The 18,967-nt window shown below is 64.9% G+C and carries 17 protein-coding genes and 1 pseudogene; 12 read left to right on the top strand and 6 right to left on the bottom strand.

What is annotated here, in order from left to right; translation table 11 throughout:
* The first annotated feature begins 21 nt into the window (after window positions 1-21).
* The 4 genes from pgi to AB1I47_RS25240 all read left to right on the top strand — a co-directional run bounded on the left by pgi (window position 22) and on the right by AB1I47_RS25240 (window position 3,570).
* On the top strand, window positions 22-1,662 hold the full coding sequence (gene pgi / locus AB1I47_RS25255) for a glucose-6-phosphate isomerase (protein WP_354686443.1): 1,641 nt from the start codon (window positions 22-24) through the stop codon (window positions 1,660-1,662).
* Window positions 1,663-1,690: 28 nt separating this feature from the next.
* On the top strand, window positions 1,691-2,605 hold the full coding sequence (locus AB1I47_RS25250; RefSeq protein ID WP_354686442.1) for a carbohydrate kinase family protein: 915 nt from the start codon (window positions 1,691-1,693) through the stop codon (window positions 2,603-2,605).
* 251 nt (window positions 2,606-2,856) lie between these two features.
* A complete protein-coding gene (locus AB1I47_RS25245; protein ID WP_354686441.1) occupies window positions 2,857-3,204 on the top strand; it encodes a toxin-antitoxin system TumE family protein in 348 nt (115 codons plus the stop codon).
* A gap of 3 nt (window positions 3,205-3,207) precedes the next feature.
* Window positions 3,208-3,570 carry an HVO_A0114 family putative DNA-binding protein gene (locus AB1I47_RS25240; protein ID WP_354686440.1) on the top strand — a complete coding sequence of 121 codons (363 nt, stop codon included), beginning with the start codon at window positions 3,208-3,210 and terminating at the stop codon, window positions 3,568-3,570.
* Window positions 3,571-3,612: 42 nt separating this feature from the next.
* Here the strand turns inward: AB1I47_RS25240 and AB1I47_RS25235 are convergent, their stop codons facing one another.
* Window positions 3,613-3,747 carry a hypothetical protein gene (locus tag AB1I47_RS25235; protein ID WP_354686439.1) on the bottom strand — a complete coding sequence of 45 codons (135 nt, stop codon included), beginning with the start codon at window positions 3,745-3,747 and terminating at the stop codon, window positions 3,613-3,615.
* A 167-nt stretch (window positions 3,748-3,914) separates the two neighbouring features.
* On the opposite strand from AB1I47_RS25235, the gene AB1I47_RS25230 reads away from it, so the two are divergent.
* The 5 genes from AB1I47_RS25230 (at window position 3,915) to AB1I47_RS25210 (ending at window position 10,069) form a co-directional block, all read left to right on the top strand.
* Window positions 3,915-5,246 (top strand): MFS transporter, encoded by a 1,332-nt coding sequence (locus AB1I47_RS25230; RefSeq protein ID WP_354686438.1) that lies wholly within the window; start codon window positions 3,915-3,917, stop codon window positions 5,244-5,246.
* A gap of 1 nt (window position 5,247) precedes the next feature.
* Complete coding sequence (locus AB1I47_RS25225) at window positions 5,248-6,486, top strand: metal-dependent hydrolase family protein (RefSeq protein ID WP_354686437.1); 1,239 nt, start codon at window positions 5,248-5,250, stop codon at window positions 6,484-6,486.
* A 112-nt stretch (window positions 6,487-6,598) separates the two neighbouring features.
* Window positions 6,599-7,504, top strand: coding sequence for a LysR substrate-binding domain-containing protein (locus AB1I47_RS25220; RefSeq protein ID WP_354686436.1), 906 nt, complete (start codon window positions 6,599-6,601; stop codon window positions 7,502-7,504).
* 439 nt (window positions 7,505-7,943) lie between these two features.
* Window positions 7,944-9,107 (top strand): hypothetical protein, encoded by a 1,164-nt coding sequence (locus tag AB1I47_RS25215; protein ID WP_354686435.1) that lies wholly within the window; start codon window positions 7,944-7,946, stop codon window positions 9,105-9,107.
* 194 nt (window positions 9,108-9,301) lie between these two features.
* A complete protein-coding gene (locus tag AB1I47_RS25210) occupies window positions 9,302-10,069 on the top strand; it encodes a ParA family protein (protein ID WP_354686434.1) in 768 nt (255 codons plus the stop codon).
* A 37-nt stretch (window positions 10,070-10,106) separates the two neighbouring features.
* Here the strand turns inward: AB1I47_RS25210 and AB1I47_RS25205 are convergent, their stop codons facing one another.
* Window positions 10,107-10,847, bottom strand: a complete 741-nt coding sequence (locus AB1I47_RS25205) for a FadR/GntR family transcriptional regulator (protein ID WP_354686462.1) — start codon at window positions 10,845-10,847, stop codon at window positions 10,107-10,109.
* A 166-nt stretch (window positions 10,848-11,013) separates the two neighbouring features.
* Here AB1I47_RS25205 and uxuA point away from each other — a divergent pair, with 166 nt between their 5' ends.
* Both uxuA and AB1I47_RS25195 read left to right on the top strand, forming a co-directional pair.
* Window positions 11,014-12,054 (top strand): mannonate dehydratase, encoded by a 1,041-nt coding sequence (uxuA, locus tag AB1I47_RS25200; RefSeq protein ID WP_354686433.1) that lies wholly within the window; start codon window positions 11,014-11,016, stop codon window positions 12,052-12,054.
* Window positions 12,055-12,100: 46 nt separating this feature from the next.
* Window positions 12,101-13,120: a Bug family tripartite tricarboxylate transporter substrate binding protein gene (locus AB1I47_RS25195; protein WP_354686432.1), complete on the top strand. Its 1,020-nt coding sequence runs from the start codon at window positions 12,101-12,103 to the stop codon at window positions 13,118-13,120.
* Between the two features lie 15 nt (window positions 13,121-13,135).
* Here the strand turns inward: AB1I47_RS25195 and gcvT are convergent, their stop codons facing one another.
* The 4 genes and pseudogenes from gcvT to AB1I47_RS25175 all read right to left on the bottom strand — a co-directional run.
* Window positions 13,136-14,338 (bottom strand): glycine cleavage system aminomethyltransferase GcvT, encoded by a 1,203-nt coding sequence (gene gcvT / locus AB1I47_RS25190; RefSeq protein WP_354686431.1) that lies wholly within the window; start codon window positions 14,336-14,338, stop codon window positions 13,136-13,138.
* A 45-nt stretch (window positions 14,339-14,383) separates the two neighbouring features.
* Complete coding sequence (locus AB1I47_RS25185; protein WP_407935909.1) at window positions 14,384-15,382, bottom strand: GlxA family transcriptional regulator; 999 nt, start codon at window positions 15,380-15,382, stop codon at window positions 14,384-14,386.
* Window positions 15,383-15,413: 31 nt separating this feature from the next.
* Entirely contained in the window at window positions 15,414-16,310 is an 897-nt protein-coding gene (gene choW / locus AB1I47_RS25180; RefSeq protein WP_354686430.1) for a choline ABC transporter permease subunit, read from the bottom strand.
* Window positions 16,303-17,463: pseudogene (locus AB1I47_RS25175) on the bottom strand (quaternary amine ABC transporter ATP-binding protein); the annotation flags it as partial. The pseudogene AB1I47_RS25175 and the gene choW, both read right to left, overlap by 8 nt.
* A 479-nt stretch (window positions 17,464-17,942) precedes the next feature.
* On the opposite strand from AB1I47_RS25175, the gene purU reads away from it, so the two are divergent.
* Window positions 17,943-18,815: a formyltetrahydrofolate deformylase gene (purU, locus tag AB1I47_RS25170; RefSeq protein WP_354686429.1), complete on the top strand. Its 873-nt coding sequence runs from the start codon at window positions 17,943-17,945 to the stop codon at window positions 18,813-18,815.
* Window positions 18,816-18,967 lie beyond the last annotated feature (152 nt).

Raw genomic sequence — 18,967 nt, 5'->3', positions numbered from 1 at the left:
AAGCATTGTGGAGCAACTGAGATGACCACTTCCCTACCCGCCTGGCACGCGCTGCGCGAACATGCCGATATCCTGCGCGGCGCCCATATGCGCGACTGGTTCGCTGGCCAGCATGGCCAGGCCCGGGCCGAGCGCTACGTCGCAGAGGCCTGCGGCCTGACGCTGGACTACGCCAAGAACCGCATCAGCGACGAGACCCTGGCGCTGCTGTTCGCACTGGCCGCGCAGGCGCGCGTGGGCGAGCGGCGCGACGCCATGTTTGCAGGCGAGCCGGTCAATACCACCGAGCACCGCGCCGCGCTGCATATCGCGCTACGCGCGTATCCCGAGGATGGCTACCGCGCGCTCGGCGTGCCGGTCGGCGAGGATGTCGCCGCGGTGCTGGCGCAGATGGAGCGGTTTGCCGATGCCGTGCGCGGCGGCACGTGGACCGGCTTTGATGGCCGCGCCATCACCGATGTGGTCAATATCGGCATCGGCGGCTCGGACCTGGGCCCGCGCATGGTGTGCCGCGCGCTGGACGAGCCGCAGGCCAACGGCCCGCGCATGCACTTTGTCGCCAACGTCGACGGCAGCGACCTGGCGCGCACGCTGGCCACGCTCGATGCCGCCACCACGCTGGTGATCGTCTGCTCCAAGACCTTTACCACGCTGGAAACCATGGCCAATGCGCGCACCGCGCGCGCATGGTTCCTGCAGCAGCGGGTGTCGCAAGCGGGACTGGCGCGGCATTTCGTGGCCGTGTCCACCAATCGCGAGGCGGTGGCCGCATTCGGCATCGATCCGGCCAATATGTTTCCGTTCTGGGACTGGGTCGGCGGGCGTTTCTCGCTGTGGTCGGCCGTGGGATTGTCGATCGCCGTGGCGATCGGCTTCGACCGGTTCCGGCAACTGCTCGACGGTGCGCGGGCGATGGACCTGCATTTCGCCGGCGCGCCGCCGGAGCAGAACCTGCCGATGATCCTGGGCCTGCTCGATGTCTGGTACCGCAGCTTCCTCGGTGCCGGCAGCCGCTGCGTGGCCCCGTACTGCGAACCGCTGGAACTGCTGCCGGCCTTCCTGCAGCAACTGGAAATGGAGAGCAACGGCAAGTCCGTGCGGCTGGACGGCGGCGCGCTCGATGCCGGCTCGGCGGCAGTGGTGTGGGGCACGACAGGCACCAACGGCCAGCACGCCTACTTCCAGATGATGCACCAGGGCTCGCAGCTCGTTCCGGTAGACTTCATCGCCACGCTGGAGCCGGTCAGCGACCTGCCCGGCCACCATACCAAGCTGCTTGCCAACTGCTTTGCGCAGGGCGAGGCGCTGCTGCGCGGGCGCACCGCCGACGAAGTGCGCGCCGACGGCGTGAGCGACGAAGCGCTGGTGCCGCACCTGGTGTTCGAAGGCAACCGGCCCAGCAATACGCTGCTGCTGCAACGGCTGGACCCGTTCCACCTGGGCGCGCTGCTGGCGTTGTCCGAGCATCGCACCTTCGTGCAGGGCGCGCTGTGGCGGATCAACTCCTTCGACCAATGGGGCGTGGAACTGGGCAAGAAGCTGGCCGCGCCGATCCAGCGCGAACTCGAGGGCACTGCAGCGAGCAGCGCTGCGGCGCACGACGCCTCCACCGCCGCGCTGATCCGCCGCGCGCAGGCCGTGCGCGCCACGGCGGCCGGCTGAGCCAACGAACCCGATCAAGGAGACCTCGATGTCCATGCCCCTTCCCCGCTACGTCGTCTTCGGCGAGGCGCTGACCGACATGGTCCGCCAGCCCGACGGAAGCTGGCTGGGCCTGCCCGGTGGCTCGTGCTGGAACGTGGCGCGCGCAGGCGCGCGGCTCGGCATCGCCACCGCATTTGCCGGCGCGGTCAGCCAGGACCTGTTCGGCGACGAGCTGGCGCAGGCCAGCACCGAAGCCGGCCTCGACCCCCGCTTCCTGCAGCGCGTAGCGCGCGCGCCGTTCCTGGCCTTTGTCGCGTCGCGCCATCCGCCGCAGTATTTCTTTGTCGGTGATGACAGCGCCGACCTGCATTTCGATCCGGCACGCTTGCCGCAGGGCTGGCGCCACGCGGCAGAGGTGATCCACTTCGGCTCCATCAGCCTGGTGCGCCAGCCGCTGGCGGCGCGGCTGTGCGAAGAAGCCTCGCTGGCCGCAAAGGCTGGCAAGCGCATCGCCTTCGATCCCAACTTCCGCGACCTGATGCGCACGCCCGGTTACGCCGACATCCTCGCACACATGTTGTGGCTGGCCAGCTACGTCAAGATTTCCGACGAAGACCTGGCCGGGCTCTTTCCCGCGCTCGATACCAATGCGGCACTGGCGCAGGTACGCGCCATGGCCCCCGATGCCACGATCATGCTGACCCGCGGCGCGCACGGCATGACCCTGCTGCACGGCAGCCTTGCCGTCGAGCAGCCCGCGCTGGCAGTCGAGGTGGCCGACACCGTCGGCTGTGGCGATGCGGCAATGGGCGGCTGGATGGCCGGCGTGCTGTCGGGCGCCGCGACCGACCTTGCCGCGCAGGCGCGCCTGGCTGCCGCCGCGGCGGCCATCGCTGCGACCCGGGCAGGCGCGTATCCGCCGCCGCGGGAGGAAGTGGGAGCACTGCTGGATAGGGCATAACGGCTGACGAGAACAGCCACAGGGCGATCCCACTAAGTAGCCGGTGTCATCAGGGGAAGCCCGGTGGGGAAAGCTCTCAATCTGCGCAAGATTTTGAAAAAGTAACCCCCTCGTTACATTGCCGGTGGCAAAGTGATGCGCTATCCAAGCGAGCCTTGGCCACATGCAACGAAATTCGGTTGCCCATGCGGACACACGGAATAGGCAAACAGTCGGGCTCGCGTACCTTATCACACTGTGATAGCATACCTATGCGCGACCGTAGCCTCGACACACTGCTGGACCTGGATGGCATCCGCTTCGTCATCGATGACGAAAGCCTGCATTGGGTGAAGATCGTGGTGCGCACCTGCCCTGTCTCGCAGGAACGCCCTCACGGACTGAGGTATTCGCTGACACTGCATGACAAGATTGGCCGCCGTTTGCTTGGCTTCGACAATGCGCACGGCATCAACTCCGGGCCAGGAGTGCGGACGCGCATTGAATACGACCACCAGCACATGGCGGCGGACGTTCGATTCTATGACTACCGGGATGCTTCGACGTTGCTGGAAGATTTCTGGACAGAGGTCGACAAGATCCTGCAGCAAAAGGAGTGAATGATGAGCGGCAACCTCAAGATTGGCATCGCCTCACTGGAAGACTTCAAGGCCCGCACCATGGCTATCGCCCGCGGCGAACTCAAGCCCGGAAAGGACGAGCCTAAGGTCTGGTTTCAATCCTTGGACGTTCTGGCCAAGGTCCTGTCTCCGGCCAATCGCCAATTGCTTGCGCTGATCGCCGAAACGAATCCTGAATCGCTCGAAGAGCTAGCGGAGAAAACAGGACGCGCCGTGTCGAACCTGTCGCGCACGCTCCGCACGATGGAGGGTTACGGCCTGATTCACTTCGAGCAAGGCCCACGCCGCAGGCTTGCTCCGCGCGTTGACTATAGCGGGGTCGAACTCGAGCTCGCCTTTCACTAGCACACGCTGACATGATCGGCTGCATGGCCGGCGTACCGACCATTACGGCAGGAGCGCTGGCGACAGCAAACGCAGCCCGATCTTAAAGAAGCGCTCGCCGATACCGCCGCCGAATACATTCTCATAGGTTGTCCACGTATCGCTCCACTTGTTGAAACGGAGCGCAGCGTAATGCATGCCTGGTCGCCCGGCCAACCGCAGCCATGCGCTACACGCATGCATTCATTCGGAGATATCGCTACCGTTCGCGCCCTTCCTTCTCCTAACATCGGCTGCACCATCTGCCAGGCCGGCATGCGCATCTGCATGCCTTTGCCATGGCAGTGGCCCAAGAGGAGGAAACCATGCAAAACAGCGCTGCGCCCACGAGCGCACCCTTTACGCCAACGGCGCCTGCCACGCCGGCGGCGGCCATCCATCCCGGCCAGCGCCGCCGCGCCATCGTCGCGACGGTGATCGGCAACGGACTGGAGTGGTTCGATTTCACCGTCTACAGCTTCTTCGCGGTCATCATTGCAAAGCTGTTCTTCCCTACCGGCGACGACCTCAGCTCCCTGCTGCTGGCCGTGGCCACCTTCGGCGTGGGCTTCTTCATGCGGCCAGTGGGCGGCATCGTGCTCGGCATCTATGCCGACCGCGTCGGCCGCAAGGCGGCGCTGTCGATGACCATCCTGCTGATGGCGCTGGGCACCACGCTGATCGGCATCGCGCCCACCTACGACCAGATCGGCATCTTCGCGCCGCTGCTGATCGTCGTGGCGCGGCTGATGCAGGGCTTCTCCGCCGGCGGCGAGATGGGCGGCGCCACCGCCTTCCTGACCGAGTACGCACCGGCACGCCAGCGCGCCTACTACTCGAGCTGGATCCAGGCCAGCATCGGCGTGGCCGTGCTGCTGGGCGCCGCCGTGGGCACCTTCGTCACCAGCTCGCTGAGCATCGAGGCGCTCAATAGCTGGGGCTGGCGCCTGCCGTTCCTGCTGGGCATCGTGATCGGCCCGGTCGGCTACTACATCCGCCATCATCTCGACGAGACCCCCACCTTTCGCGACAACACCGAGCGCGCCGATTCGCCGCTGAAGGAAATCGTGCAGGCGTATCCGCGCGAGACGCTGGCGAGCTTCTCGATGGTGATCCTGTGGACGGTGTGCACCTACGTGCTGCTGTTCTATATGCCGACCTACGCCGTCAAGGTGCTGAAGGTGCCGCAGGCCGACGGCTTTATCGCCGGCATGGCGGGGGGCTGCGCGATCATGCTGTTCGCGCCGCTGGTAGGCATGCTGGCGGACCGTATCGGCCGGCGCGTGCTTTTGAGCGGATCGGCGCTGCTGATCCTGGTGCTGGCATGGCCGATGTTCGCCTACATCAACCATGTGCCCGGGCTGTCGTCGCTGCTGGTGTTCCAGCTCGTGTTCGGCGTGCTGATCGCCACCTATACCGGCCCGATCCTGGCGGCGTTCTCGGAGCTGTTCCCGGCGCGCGTGCTGTCGACCGGCCTGTCGGTGGCCTACAACTTCGCGGTGACGATCTTCGGCGGCTTTGCCTCGTTCATCATCACCTGGCTGATCGCCACCACCGGCAGCAGCATGGCACCCGCGATCTACGTCATGATCGCCGCGGCCATCAGCCTGGTCGGCACCCGCTACGTGCGCGAACCTGCTTACCTGCAACAACGCTGACATGACCCAGACTCATCAGATTCTTTTCCAGGGCGGCGACGTGCTCGAGCCCGGCACGGGCGAGCTGCTGCGCGGCCACGACGTGCTGGTGGAGGGCGAACGCATCGCCGCCGTCGGCCCGGCCATCGACGCGCCCAACGCGCAGCGCATCGACGCGCGCGGCAAGACCGTGATGCCAGGCCTGATCGATTGCCACGTACACGTGCTGGCATCGCTCGCCAACCTCGGCCTGAATGCGGTGCAGCCCAATGTGCTGGTGGCGATCCGCGCGCTGCCGATCATGAAGGGCATGCTGGAGCGCGGCTTCACCACCGTGCGCGATGCCGGCGGCGCCGACTGGGGCCTGTCGCAGGCCGTGACCACCGGGCTGGTGCCGGGCCCGCGCATTTTCCCTTCCGGCAAGGCGCTGTCGCAGACCGGCGGCCATGGCGACTTCCGGCCGCGTTCCGATGTGCTGGAGCCCTGCTCGTGCGCGTTCCGTGCCGGTGCCATCGCCCGCGTGGCCGATGGCGTCGACGCGGTGCGCCTCGCCGTGCGCGAGGAAATCCAGAAGGGCGCAACGCAGATCAAGATCATGGCGTCTGGCGGCGTGGCCTCGCCCACCGACCCGATCGGCAACACGCAGTACAGCGAAGACGAGATCCGTGCCATCGTGGCCGAGGCCGAAGCCGCGCAGACCTACGTGATGGCGCACGCCTACACCGGCCGCGCCATCACGCGCGCGGTGCGCTGCGGCGTGCGCACCATCGAGCACGGCAACCTGGTCGACCGCGCCGCCGCCGACGAGATGCGCAGGCACGGCGCCTTTGTCGTGCCGACGCTGGTCACCTACGATGCGCTGGCGCGCGACGGTGCCCGCCTGGGGCTACCCGCCGACTCGGTCGCCAAGATCGACACCGTGCGCCAGGCCGGCCGCGATTCGCTGCGCATCTACGCCGACGCCGGCGTGCCGATGGGCTATGGCTCCGACCTGCTGGGCGAGATGCACGACCACCAGGCCGAAGAATTCCGCATCCGCGCCGAACTGCTCGGCAACCTGGAAGCCATCCGCTCGGCCACGTCGATCGCCGCCGCCATCCTGCAGCGCGACGGCGACCTCGGCACCGTGCGCGCCGGCGCGCTGGCCGACCTGCTGCTGGTCGACGGCAACCCGCTAGACGATATCGGCCTGGTCGCTGGCCAGGGCGAGCACCTGAGCGTGGTGATGCAGGCCGGCCGCATCCACCGCCGCGCCGGCTGATCCGGCGGCCTGCCGGTCCGCCATACCGCCACCCGGCATGTTCCGGGTGGCCCCTATCCCTTCCCCGTTTGCCCGCGTTCTATCATGGCGGCATCTCCGTCCGGAAGCCCCCATGCGTATCTCACCGCTCCCGCCCCTGCCCAACCTCGTCGCCTTCGAGGCCGCGATGCGCCACGGCAGCTTCACCCGCGCCGCCGCGGAACTGCACCTGACGCAAAGCGCGATCAGCCGCCAGGTGGCCCAGCTCGAGAGCTTTCTCGGACGCAAGCTCTTTATCCGCGAACCGCGCGCGCTGCGCCTGACCGTCAGCGGCCAGCGCTATGCCGAGGTGGTCCAGCGGCTGCTGGTCGGCTGCGCCGAAGCCACGGAAGACGTGATGAAGGTGCGCAGCCAGACCGCACTGACGGTGGCCTGCTCCAGCGGCGTAGCGGTGCTGTGGCTGACGCCGCGGCTCGCTTCCTTCCGCGAGGCCCATCCGGAGATCCAGTTGCGGCTGACCGTCAACGACAGCCTGGCGTCGCTGTCGCCGGCGGAGTTCGATATCGGCATGTACTACCTGCGCGAGGGCTCACCGCCCGGGATGGCTGCGCGCAGGCTGTATGGCGAGGAAGTCTTCCCGGTATGCGCGCCGGGCTATCTGGGCGGCCGCACGCTGCCGCCCCCGGCGCTCGTCAATGAGACGCTGCTGATGCTCGACGACGGCCAGCGCCAGTGGATGTCGTGGCAGACCTGGCTGGCGCACCAGGGCCTGCCCGACGCCAGCCCCGTCAACGTGCTGACCTCCAACCAGTACCCGATCCTGCTGCAGCTCGCGATGGAAGGCCAGGGCATTGCGCTCGGCTGGCGCCATATGATCGACGCCTGCCTGCGCGAAGGCCTGCTGGTACGCGCCTGCGACGCCAGCGCCAGCCTTGGTGGCGGCTACTACGTGGTGTGGCCGCGCGACCGGATGGAGCCGGCCGCGGCACGGGCGTTCAGGAGCTGGCTGGTACGGCAGGCAACGCCGCCGGCGCCCTGACAATCGCGTCGCCACCTGACGCCCCGCCGGGAATGGGTAGGGTTATCAGGTATCATTCGCGTTCCGCTGAACATCAGGCCCACCGACCAGAGAGATACAAGCCCGGTTCGCGTCACTCGCGGTATTGAGTCAGGTGATGTAGTCAACGCCTATACATACCGCTGCGCCAGGTAGCCTCGGCTGCCCCCGGCTCTTCCGACGGCTCGTAACAGCTAACCGCTGAAGCGAACCGCTCTACCCGACGTGCGAAGCGTCCATACCAGGTGTCGCTTTGCACTGCATTGGGCGCCAGCCATGGCGCCCGCCGTTTGCATCCCGCGAACCACATCGAGGTCGGATTTTTCCGCCGTGGCAAGCGCTCGTTCTTGCGGCAGGCCCCGATGCGCGGACACATGCAGTTTTCGTCCCCAAACCCGGTTTTCAATCAATCAGATCTAATATGGAAGTGAAGTTCATATCGGCTTTTCATGGTCCTCCCGCCAAGGGATTGGCTCTTTTGACCGCTCTCGCGATGACGCTGGCGGGTTGTGGTGGTGGTGGTGACTCTGCAGAGTCCTCCTCGACGCCGGCCAGTTCCACCACTTCATACCAGGCTGCAGCGGCGACTTCCGGCTTCGATATCCTCGCCAATCTGGACGCCCTGAAGATTACAACCGGCCCCCTTGCCGGTGCCTATCAGGTCGGCGTCGGCAGCAACTGGCTGAACTGGTATTTTGCAAATCTTGGCTTGTTCGGATTCATCAAGGACCGCCCGAACGAAGTGCGGTCCTACATGGATCTGTATATCCGGAACGTCAATCCCGCGAACTACACCATCAACGATGTCAAGTTCAACGGGGATCTGAACGCTCCCATCCACTGCCCCGCCGACTCCAACGATTCGTATGCGTCGACCTTCCTGTCGCTGGCGGCGGAATATATGAAGGTGACAGGCGACACCCAATGGTTCCGGAACCACCTGCCGGTCCTCAAAGCCATTGCCTACGCCAATCTGGTCGAACCGCAAAAGACGGATGGCATGATCTCGGTGTTCCGCGCGGACTACGCGCCACCGACCCATCCCACCTATTGTCCGAGCTTCACGCGATCGAACATTGCGTACACAGAGGACAATACGGAAAACTACCGCGGCCTCGTTGATTTCTCCGATGCGCTTGCCGCACTGGGCGATGCTGACGCGGGCTATTACAAGCAGGTTGCAACATCGGTTGCTGCAGGCATTCAGAACCGCTCCACTGGCTCGGCCTTGACTGTGGCGGATTCCGACACCACCGTTAACCCGGATTTCTATCCCGGCACGGTCACCCAGGTCTTTCCGCAGCTCCACGACGTCCCGCTGGCCCCGGATACGGCGACCACCCAGAGCCGGTATGACTCTGGCTATGCCTACCTGAACTCGCACGCGCCCACCTGGTCCACGCAGATCGACCCGGGCGCAGGCTATCCCTGGATGCTGCTGGGCTACGTCGCGGCGAAACGCGGCGATACGGCACGCGCGCAGCAGCAGATGGCGATGCTCAGGGCCAATAGCGGCAAGGCGATCATCAATGAGCTCGGCTTCTATAAGCGCATTCTGAACGCTGGCGTCAGCGAACAAGGCTAGCGAACCGTTCGGCCCCCCTGACTTGCCGGCGAAAGCCGGCAAGTTGATGGTGTCGTGGCTTCCATCATGGAGCCATGCGCACCGTTGCATGATCGTCGTTGCCAACGCCGACTCACGTCACGCTGAAGACTCGCACCGCGATGCCTCGCTAAGGTATGCTTTCGCCTTCGAAACGTTCTTCTGCAGAGGGGCAAATGCGGCGCGTCGTGTTTAATCAGAAGGGTGGCGTTGGCAAGTCGACGATCGTATGCAATCTCGCGGCGATCAGCGCCAGCGAGGGCTTGCGTACCCTGGTCATCGACCTCGATGCGCAGGGTAACTCGAGCCAGTACCTGCTGGGCGCGCAGGCGGCGGAGGCCAGCCCGACGGTGGCGAACTTCTTTGAAACCTCGCTCACCTACAACTTCAAGCCGGTGGACCTGACCTCCTTTGTCCACGCAACGCCGTTCGAGAACCTGGATGTGATGCCAGCGCATCCCGACCTGGATTCGCTGCACGGCAAGCTCGAGTCCCGCTACAAGATCTACAAGCTGCGCGACGCCCTGCTGGAGCTGGAGGCGGTCTACGACGCCATCTATATCGACACGCCACCGGCGCTGAACTTCTATACCCGGTCCGCGCTGATCGCCGTGGAACGCTGCCTGATCCCGTTCGATTGCGATGACTTCTCGCGCCGGGCCCTCTACACGCTGCTCGATAACGTCAAGGAAATCCAGCAGGACCACAACGACGGGCTGCAGGTCGAAGGCATCGTCATCAACCAGTTCCAGCCGCGGGCCAGCCTGCCGGTGAAGCTGGTGGAAGAACTGGTCAGCGAGGGTCTGCCGGTGCTGGAGTCGCGGTTGTCGTCATCGGTGAAGATCCGCGAATCGCACCAGCACGCCACCCCCATGATCCACCTGGATCCGCGCCACAAGCTTGCGCAGGAATACGTGGCGTTGCACCGCGAGCTGGCTGGCTGAACCGGCGGGTGGATTCTCACCCATCACGCACCACGCCTCAGCGCCAGGCCTGCGTGAACTCGCTGATCACCCGCTCCAGGTGGGTTCGCATGGCCGCGCGCGCCGCGGCGCCGTCACGGGCCATGACAGCGGCGAAGATCCGTTGATGGTCCTCCTGCGACGCGACCCGCAGTTCCGGGGTATGGAAGTGCTCCTCGATCTTGTCCCATAAGGGATCGCTGCGCGCGCTGTCCCACAGCGCGGTGACCATATGCAGCAAGACCTTGTTGCCGGTGGATTCCGCAAGGCAAAGGTGGAATTGCCGGTCTGCCGCCTCATTGGCTTGCTTGTCGTGCATAAGCTCGCGCATCAGACTCAGCGCCGAGAACATCCGGTCAAGGTCGCTGTCCTTGCGTTCGCTGGCCGCCAATCCGGCTATTTCCGACTCGATCAGCACCCGGGCGCGCAGCGTTTCGATGGGGCCCGGCCGCCAGGGCAGCTGGAACGGGTCCGCAGCGGGCACAGCCGCTGCCGCGCATACATAGATGCCCGAGCCGCCGCGTACCTCGACCAGCCCCTGGACTTCCAGCGCAATGATTGCCTCACGCACCAACGTGCGGCTGACGCCGAATCTCTCAGCCAGATTGCGTTCGGACGGAAGCCGCGTGCCCGCGGAGAACTCGCCTGAGGCGATCAGTGCATGGATCTGGCTGGCCAGCGACAGGTAGGAGCGGTCGCCGGCAGCGGCCGGATTCTCGATCGTCGGCGGCAGGGCAAGCTCGCTTGTGGTATTTCGCATGGTGGTAGCTGCGGCGGCCGCACGTTCTGAAATCGTTGACCACCTCGGCGAGATCGGGAATCGGCAGTACTGAGATGGCCCATGGTAAACCATGAAGGCAAAATTGGGCAACCAGTTCATAATCGGTGAACCAGTCTGGTTCACCAATCGACACAAGGAAGCCCCGATGAAGATGTCCTTCCGCTGGTACGGAACGTCCGACCCGATCAGCCTTGCGTATATCCGGCAGATCCCCGGCATGACGCACATCGTCTCCGCCATCTATGACGAGCCCGTCGGCGAAGTCTGGCCGCTGGACAAGATTCTGGCGCTCAAGTCCACCATCGAGGCGGCAGGCTTGCAGTTCAAGGTCGTTGAATCGGTTCCGGTCCACGAGGACATCAAGCTCGGCAAGCCGGCGCGCGAACGATGGATCGCCAATTACCAGCAGAACATCCGGAACCTGGCCGCCGCCGGCATCGAAGTCATCTGCTACAACTTCATGCCGGTGTTCGACTGGACCCGCACGGAACTGTCGAAAACGCTCGATGACGGCTCGACCTGCCTTGCCTTCAGCACCACCGAGGTCGAGAAGATCGACGTGAGCCAGGGCATCGCCCTGCCCGGCTGGGATTCCAGTTACCAGCCCGACCAGTTGCAGGCGCTGCTGGCGGAATATCGCGGGATCGACGAAGACCGGCTCTGGGAGCATCTGGAGTATTTCCTGCGCGCGGTCATTCCGGTTGCGCAGGCGTGCGGCATCAAGATGGCCATCCATCCGGACGATCCGCCGCGGCCCATTTTCGGGCTGCCGCGCATCGTCAAGAACCGCGACGATCTGGCGCGCATCCTCAAGATCGTCGACACGCCTGCGAACGGCCTGACGCTGTGCTCGGGCTCGCTTGGTGCCGGACCGCAGAACAACGTCGAGGCGCTGGTGCGCGAGTTCGGCGGCATGGGACGCATCCACTTCGCCCATATCCGCAACGTCAAGGTGACCGCGGAAGGCGATTTTGAAGAAACCGCTCATTTGTCGAGCTGCGGATCGCTGGACATCGCAGCGATCGTCAAGGCCTATCACGACGTCGGCTTCCAGGGGTATTTCCGCCCCGACCACGGCCGCATGATCTGGGGCGAAACCGGCAAGCCGGGTTATGGCCTCTATGACCGCGCACTGGGCGCGGTCTATATCAACGGGATGTGGGAAGCGATGAAGAAACTGGCCTGAAGAGCCGTAAGACAGCAGCCCTGTCTGAACATCACTGGAGACTGTCATGGAAATCATCAAGAAGTCTGTTGCGGCTTCGCGCCGTTCCGCGCTAATGCTGGGCATCGCCGCGCTCGGGCTTGGCACGCTTGCCGCCACGGGCGCCTGGGCACAGACCACCTGGCCGACCAAGCCGGTTACCCTGCTGGTCGGATTCCCGCCGGGCGGGCAGACCGATTTCGCGGGACGTGCCCTGCTAAACGGCTTGCATAGCGCGCTCGGCCAGTCCGTGGTCATCGACAACAAGGCCGGCGTCAACGGCAACATCGCATCGATAGAGGTGATGCGAGCGCCGCCGGATGGCAGCAAGCTGCTGGTTGGCAACGGCTCGATGACGATCATGCCGCACGTCTACACCAAGCTCGGCATCGTCGACCCGCAGAAGCTGACGCCGATCGGCGTGATGCTGCAGTCCCCGCTGGTCCTTGTCGTGCCTGCCAGCTCGCCCATCAAGACCTACGCGCAGTTTGTCGAGGAGGTCAAGGCGCGGGACAAGGCGGGCAAGACCGTCGACTACGGATCGGGTGGCAACGGTGCGTTGCCGCATGTCACGATGGAATTGCTGCGTGAGCGCATGGGTGGCCCGAAGATGAACCATGTGCCTTACAAGGGCAGCAGCCCGGCGATGATCGACCTGATGGCCGGGCGCCTGGATGCGATGTTCGATGCGACTTCGGTCGTCGCGCCGTTTATCAAGTCGGGCCAGCTGCGGCCGCTGCTGGTCACCGGACCCAAGCGCGTGGCGATGATCCCGGATGTGCCGACGGCCACCGAGAGCGGCATCAAGGACTTCACCATCATCTCCTTTATTGGCCTGTACGGGCCGCCCGGCCTGAGCCCTGACATCGTCAAGAAGGCCAACAGCGCGCTGAACACGGCGCTGAAGGATGCCACCGTCATCAAGGGCATCGTCGACCGCGGCGACGAGCCGGGCGGCGGCACGCCGGAGCAACTCGGGACCCTGACCCGCACCCACTACAAGATGTGGGGCGACGTGGTGAAGGCGAACAACATCACTGCCGACTGAGGCAGCGCAGGCCGCTCACGGTGACGAACACCGGCTCGTGAAGGCGTGAGCGGCCGTCTTGTCCGCCTGTTGTTGCAGCACCGGACTTCCGTCCCGTACGAAAGGCGGACGAACCACTTTCGCAGCGATCATATTGTCGTAGACATCCACGCTCACATACGAGCCGAACTTGACGTCCGGCGTAAGCCGGGCCAGGGCGATAGCGATTCCAAGCGTCGGACTGTATGTTCCGCTGGTGACCTTCCCGATCACCTCTCCCTCGCGGCTCCTCACAGGGCTTTGCGCGCGAGCGACCGCGGCGCTTCCCTCGAAGGCGAGCCCGACGAGCTGCTGGGTCTGGCGGCGGGCGCATAGCGCAGCTTTGCCGACAAAGTCCCGCTCAGCTTCGAGATCGACACTCCAGCCTAAACCGACATCGAAGGGCGAGGTCTGTGGGTCCATGTCCCGCCCGTTCAGGTGCATGCCCGCCTCGAGCCGAAGCGTCTCCCACGCATCGAGGCCCGCCGTACGGATGCCGCCAGACTTCAGCATGTCCCATACCTGAACAGCGTGGTTTGCGGGCATGATCAGTTCGAATCCGTCCTCGCCGGTCTTCCCCGTTCGCGCCAGCATCAGTTCGCCCACAGCAGGGTCGTGGACGGTCATGGAATTGAACGGCTTTACGTGCTCCGCGGTCCGCGTCGAGGGAATCGCTCTGAATACCTTCTCCCGCGCATTGGGACCCTGCACGGCGATAACCGCCAGCGGCTCCACCTTCCCAGTGACAAGATCCTGGCGTCGCGGCATCAGATTCACCGGGCACCTGGTCACAACGATCTGCGAGCGGATCCAATCGAGGTCGCTGATTGCCGTGCGTGCGTTCAGGACGATACGGAAGGCTTCATCCTCCAGGTAGTACACGACAAGGTCATCGATCACACCCCCTTCGTTGTTAAGCATGCACGAGTAGAGTGCTTTTCCTGCCGTTCTCAGTTTGCCGATATCGTTGGCAAGGAGCTTGCCGAGAAACCCTCGGACGTCCGGCCCGACGATGTCGACCACGCACATGTGCGACAGGTCGAACATGGCGGCATCCTCGCGTACGGCGTGGTGCTCTGCGATCTGGGAACCAAAAGCAGCTGGCAGCTCCCACCCACCGACATCGGCCATGCGGGCGCGGAGGGTACGGTGACGCTCATACAGTGGGGTGCGCAGCGGGCGCGAGATCGTCTGGCTCATCGATATCGGAATCCGTAGTCAGGCTGGTAAGGAACGTGCCGCCGGTCACCGTCCCGGCGGCCGGCGTTCGTGGCTGGGTGCATGGCCGAACTGCGCGCGGTACGCCTTGCTGAAATGGCACGGCGAATGAAATCCGCAGACCGCCGTCACACGGGCAATTGAGGCGTTGGTCGTGCGCAGCAGGTCACGCGCGCGCTTCAGGCGCAGCGTCAGGTAGTAGTGGGTGGGCGATATGTTCAGGTAGAGCTTGAACATGCGCTGCAGATGCCGCTGCGACAGCCCCACCAGCCGCGCCAGCTCATCCAGCGACAGCGGTTCCTCGATATTCGCCTCCATCAGCCGCACCACCTCGATCAGCTCCGCCCTCGACAGGCCAACCCGGGCATCGACAGGGATCGGCTGGGCATCGGTCGCGCTGCGGATCCGCTCCAGAATGAACTGTTCGGACACCTGCGCGGCGAGCTGCTGGCCGAAGCGCAGCGCGACCAGGTTCAGCATCATGTCGATCGGTGCGGTGCCGCCGGTGCAGGTGAGCCGGTCGCGGTCGATGGCAAACAGTTCGTCGGCGAAATGCACCAGCGGGAACTCGTCATGCAGCGCGGACCGGTTCTCCCAATGCACGGCGCAGCGGTATCCGTCCAGCAGCCCGCTCGCCATCAGCGCGTAGGCGCCCGTGCAGATGCCACCGAGCGGCAGGTCCTGAGCGGCGAGCCGGACCAGCATCGCGCGCGTGCCGTCGTCGACGGCATCGCGGATGCGAATGCCGCCGCAGACGATCATCACATCGGGCAGCCTGGTCCCATCCAATGCGCGCGTCGGCCTTACCACGATGCCGTTGCTCGCGTGCACCGGCGCACCGTCGGGCGAATAGATCGACCACGTGTAATGGTCGGTGCGCCCGACATAGTTCGCCATGCGCAGCACTTCGACCGCGCTCGAGAACGCGATCATCGAGAAGTCAGGCAGCGTCAGGAAGCCGAAATGCGCGAGGGACGACACCGAAGGCAAAGCGCTGTCGACTGGCACGGCGGCAACGGACCTCACATCGCTCTCCTCGCGAACGGATGACCCGGGGTCAGGCTTGCGCCGTCGTGGCCTTGGCGCAGAACAGTTGCCTGAGCCCCGAGAACAGCGGCGCCTTCGCGGTGCCCGGCGCGCGGCCAAAGCTCTCGGTGATGCGGTCGAGGATGATTGCCAGCAGCACCACCGACAAGCCGCTTTCGAAGCCCAGGCCGATGTCCAGGCGCTGGATGCTCGCGAGCACCTCGTTGCCCAGGCCGCCCGCGCCAACCATCGAGGCGATGATCACCATCGACAGCGCCATCATGATCGTCTGGTTCACGCCCTGCATGATCGACGGCAGCGCGTTCGGGAACTGCACCTTGTACAGCAACTGCCACGGCGTGCAGCCGAACGCCTGGCCAGCCTCGACGATCTCCATGTTGACCTGGCGGATCCCCAGGCTCGTCAGGCGCACCGCGGGCGGCATCGCAAAGATCACCGTCGACAGGATGCCCGGCACGCGGCCGAGACCGAACAGCATCGCGGCAGGAATCAGGTAGACGAATGCCGGCATCGTCTGCATCAGGTCGAGGATCGGACGCACGATGGCCGCGACCACCCTGCTCTTCGCCGCCCAGATGCCGAGCGGAATGCCGAGCATCAGGCTGATGATCGTCGACGACAGCGTGAGGCCCAGTGTGATGACGGTCTGGTCCCAGAATCCGGTCGCGAAGATCACGAACAGCGACGCGGCCGTGAACAGGCCGAAGCGCCAGCCGACGCGCCAGAGCCCGATGCCAATGAAGATCGCCATCATCAGCCACATCGGCACGGCCTGCAGGCTGCGCTCGATCAGTGCGGCGAGCCCCTCGATCGCGCGCCCGATCGCGTCGAAGGTCGCCGCGTCGTGCTCGAGCAGGTAATGGACGGACTGGTCGACCCAGCGGCCGAGTGGAAGCATTTCAGACATGGTTACCTCGCGAGTGGTGCGTGATGGCTTTCAGGATGACGGCGCGGTCGACCGAGCCGCAGTAGCAGCCGTCGTCGTCGACGACCGGCAGCGCGTTCGCGTTCGCGACAACGCGCGCGACGACGTGTTCAAGCGACGCATCGCGCCGGATGCTTTCCACCGGCCGCACGTCTGGCGCGGCGTCGCGCATGACGCAGCCACGGATCTTGCGCTGGGCATCGAGCACAAAGGCATAGCCGGCGTGGCCGTTCAGCGTTTTGGCAATGTTCGCCGCATCGAGCTTCGACACGATCGGCACGGCATCCGTCTGCATCAGGTCGCCGGCGGTCAGGTAGCGGCTGGTGTCGATACCGTCGAAGAAGGTGCGGACGTAATCGTCGGCCGGCCTGGCGATGATTTCCTGCGGCGTGCCGACCTGCACCAGGCGGCCGCCTTCCATGATCGCGATCCGGCTGCCGATGCGCAGCGCTTCTTCCAGGTCGTGCGACACGAACATGATGGTGCGCCGATGTTCCTTTTGCAGCTGCAGCAGCACGTTCTGCATTTCCTTGCGCTTGAGCGGGTCGAGCGCGGAGAACGCTTCGTCCATGATCATCAGCGACGGGTTGACGGCGAGCGCGCGCGCAAGGCCGACGCGCTGCTGCATCCCACCCGACAGCTCGCGCGGCAGCTTCTGCGCGAACGGCGCGAGGCCGACCTGCTCGAGCACGTCCATGGCGCGGCGCTCGCGTTCCTTCCTGCTGACGCCGGCCACCTCAAGCCCGAACGCGGCGTTGGACAGCACGGTGCGCTGCGGCATCAGCGCGAACGACTGGAACACCATGCTCATGTCCGTGCGGCGCAGCGCGATCAGTTCCGAGCAGCTGACGGCCGCCACGTCGCGGCCACCGATCAGCACCTTGCCGGCGGTCGGTTCGACCAGCCGGTTCACCAGCCGGATCAACGTCGACTTGCCGGAGCCTGACAGGCCCATCAGCACGAAAATCTCGCCTTCCTGCACGTCGAACGACACGTTGTGCACGCCGACGACCTGGCCGGTGCGCCTGAACACTTCGTCTTTCGTCGAACCGGCTGCGAGCATATCGAGCGCCTGCTTCGGATTGCTGCCGAATACCTTGCACAGACCTTCGACCACGACCTTTGGACTATCCATCGAAATCTTCTCCTGATCCTGCGGGGACTCACACATCACATAGCAATGGCTTGCCGGCGTTGCCCGTTGGTCCGGGTTGCCGGCGTATTGCTACCTTTTTTCCTGGAATGCCCCGGGGCAAACCTGATCCGTCGCATCACAAGCTGAATTGCGCGATACCTACATGGTTGCCAGAAAAGGCCCTCGCCTGCCGACGAATTCCGACAAGTGCTTGCAGAAATGCGACACCGGCAAACAGTGGCAACCGATCTCCGCCGCCGCCTGTTCACAAACGACGCCGAATGGTTCTGCAGCGCCTGTTTGCCCGCCGCCGGCGTGGGACACCCGCCTCCCGCACGGCAGGATCCGGCATGACGGGCCGGTTCCATCCACGCGGCGCTTCGGTTCTAGCCGGGCCGCCGTGCCTGCTGTTCTACTTCGCGCATGGTATGCATGCGCGCGCTGCGCGCGTCGGCCAGTCAACCCAACAGAGGAGTCGCATGGACGCGCTGTCACGTTCACAACAATTCATCCTGACGCTGTCGTGCCCCAGCGCACCCGGCCAGGTCGCCGCCGTGGTCGGCCTGCTCGAGCGCCACCGCTGCTACATCGATGAACTGACCGTCTTCGACGACGATCTGAGCAACCGCTTTTTCCTGCGCTGCATGTTTCACCCGACGCAGGCGCAAGCGCTGCGCATCGACATGCTGCGGCAGGAGTTCACGCCGATCGCCGACGGTTTCGGCATGCAGTGGGCGATCCACGACGCCCACGCGCGCCCGAAGGTGCTGATCATGGTGTCCAAGCTCGAGCATTGCCTCGCGGACCTGCTGTTCCGCTGGCGCATGGGCGAGCTGAAGATGGACATCGTCGGGATCGCATCGAACCATCCAGACCTGGAGCCGCTCGCGCGGCAGCATGACCTGCCGTTCCGGCACTTCCCGATCACGCCCGACACCAAGGCGCAGCAGGAAGCGCAATGGCTGGACCTGTTCGAGTCGAGCGGCGCGGAGCTGGTGATCCTTGCGCGCTACATGCAAGTGCTGTCCCCACAGACCAGCGCCAGGCTCGCCAATCGCGCGATCAACATCCACCATTCGTTTCTGCCCGGCTTCAAGGGCGCGAAGCCGTACCATCAGGCGCATGCACGCGGCGTCAAGCTGATCGGCGCGACCGCGCACTTCGTCACCGACGATCTCGACGAAGGCCCGATCATCGAGCAGGTAGTCGAGCGCGTCGATCATTCGTACCGGCCGGACCAACTGCTGGCCGTCGGGCGCGACGTCGAATGCATCACGCTGGCGCGCGCCGTCAAGGCGTTTATCGACCGACGGGTGTTCCTGAACGGAGACCGGACGGTGGTGTTCCAGTAAGACGAACGCACACCGGCCACGATTGCTATGCGATCGTGGCCGGTGTGCGTTGCTGAGAAAGCAAAAACCCCCGCGCGTTTTCTCCCCTCTCCCATTTATGGGAGAGGGGCGGGGGAGAGGGCCGGAGTCTCCACGAAGTGAAACATCACGAT

The sequence above is a fragment of the Cupriavidus necator genome, from assembly GCF_040578825.1.
GTDB classification, from domain to species: Bacteria; Pseudomonadota; Gammaproteobacteria; order Burkholderiales; family Burkholderiaceae; genus Cupriavidus; species Cupriavidus necator_E.
The sequence above is the reverse complement of the archived record's forward strand: the minus strand, read 5'-3'. Positions and strand labels throughout refer to the sequence as shown.

What these genes read in the sequence shown, in the direction of transcription:
- AB1I47_RS25245 (WP_354686441.1), top strand. Translation starts at nt 2,857, where the DNA reads ATGCGCGACCGTAGCCTCGACACACTGCTGGACCTGGATGGCATCCGC.
- pgi (WP_354686443.1), top strand. Translation starts at nt 22, where the DNA reads ATGACCACTTCCCTACCCGCCTGGCACGCGCTGCGCGAACATGCCGAT.
- choW (WP_354686430.1), bottom strand. Translation starts at nt 16,310, where the DNA reads ATGTCTGAAATGCTTCCACTCGGCCGCTGGGTCGACCAGTCCGTCCAT.
- gcvT (WP_354686431.1), bottom strand. Translation starts at nt 14,338, where the DNA reads ATGAGCCAGACGATCTCGCGCCCGCTGCGCACCCCACTGTATGAGCGT.
- AB1I47_RS25210 (WP_354686434.1), top strand. Translation starts at nt 9,302, where the DNA reads ATGCGGCGCGTCGTGTTTAATCAGAAGGGTGGCGTTGGCAAGTCGACG.
- AB1I47_RS25215 (WP_354686435.1), top strand. Translation starts at nt 7,944, where the DNA reads ATGGAAGTGAAGTTCATATCGGCTTTTCATGGTCCTCCCGCCAAGGGA.
- AB1I47_RS25195 (WP_354686432.1), top strand. Translation starts at nt 12,101, where the DNA reads ATGGAAATCATCAAGAAGTCTGTTGCGGCTTCGCGCCGTTCCGCGCTA.
- AB1I47_RS25235 (WP_354686439.1), bottom strand. Translation starts at nt 3,747, where the DNA reads ATGCATTACGCTGCGCTCCGTTTCAACAAGTGGAGCGATACGTGGACA.
- uxuA (WP_354686433.1), top strand. Translation starts at nt 11,014, where the DNA reads ATGAAGATGTCCTTCCGCTGGTACGGAACGTCCGACCCGATCAGCCTT.
- AB1I47_RS25230 (WP_354686438.1), top strand. Translation starts at nt 3,915, where the DNA reads ATGCAAAACAGCGCTGCGCCCACGAGCGCACCCTTTACGCCAACGGCG.
- AB1I47_RS25250 (WP_354686442.1), top strand. Translation starts at nt 1,691, where the DNA reads ATGTCCATGCCCCTTCCCCGCTACGTCGTCTTCGGCGAGGCGCTGACC.
- AB1I47_RS25240 (WP_354686440.1), top strand. Translation starts at nt 3,208, where the DNA reads ATGAGCGGCAACCTCAAGATTGGCATCGCCTCACTGGAAGACTTCAAG.
- AB1I47_RS25220 (WP_354686436.1), top strand. Translation starts at nt 6,599, where the DNA reads ATGCGTATCTCACCGCTCCCGCCCCTGCCCAACCTCGTCGCCTTCGAG.
- purU (WP_354686429.1), top strand. Translation starts at nt 17,943, where the DNA reads ATGGACGCGCTGTCACGTTCACAACAATTCATCCTGACGCTGTCGTGC.
- AB1I47_RS25225 (WP_354686437.1), top strand. Translation starts at nt 5,248, where the DNA reads ATGACCCAGACTCATCAGATTCTTTTCCAGGGCGGCGACGTGCTCGAG.
- AB1I47_RS25205 (WP_354686462.1), bottom strand. Translation starts at nt 10,847, where the DNA reads ATGCGAAATACCACAAGCGAGCTTGCCCTGCCGCCGACGATCGAGAAT.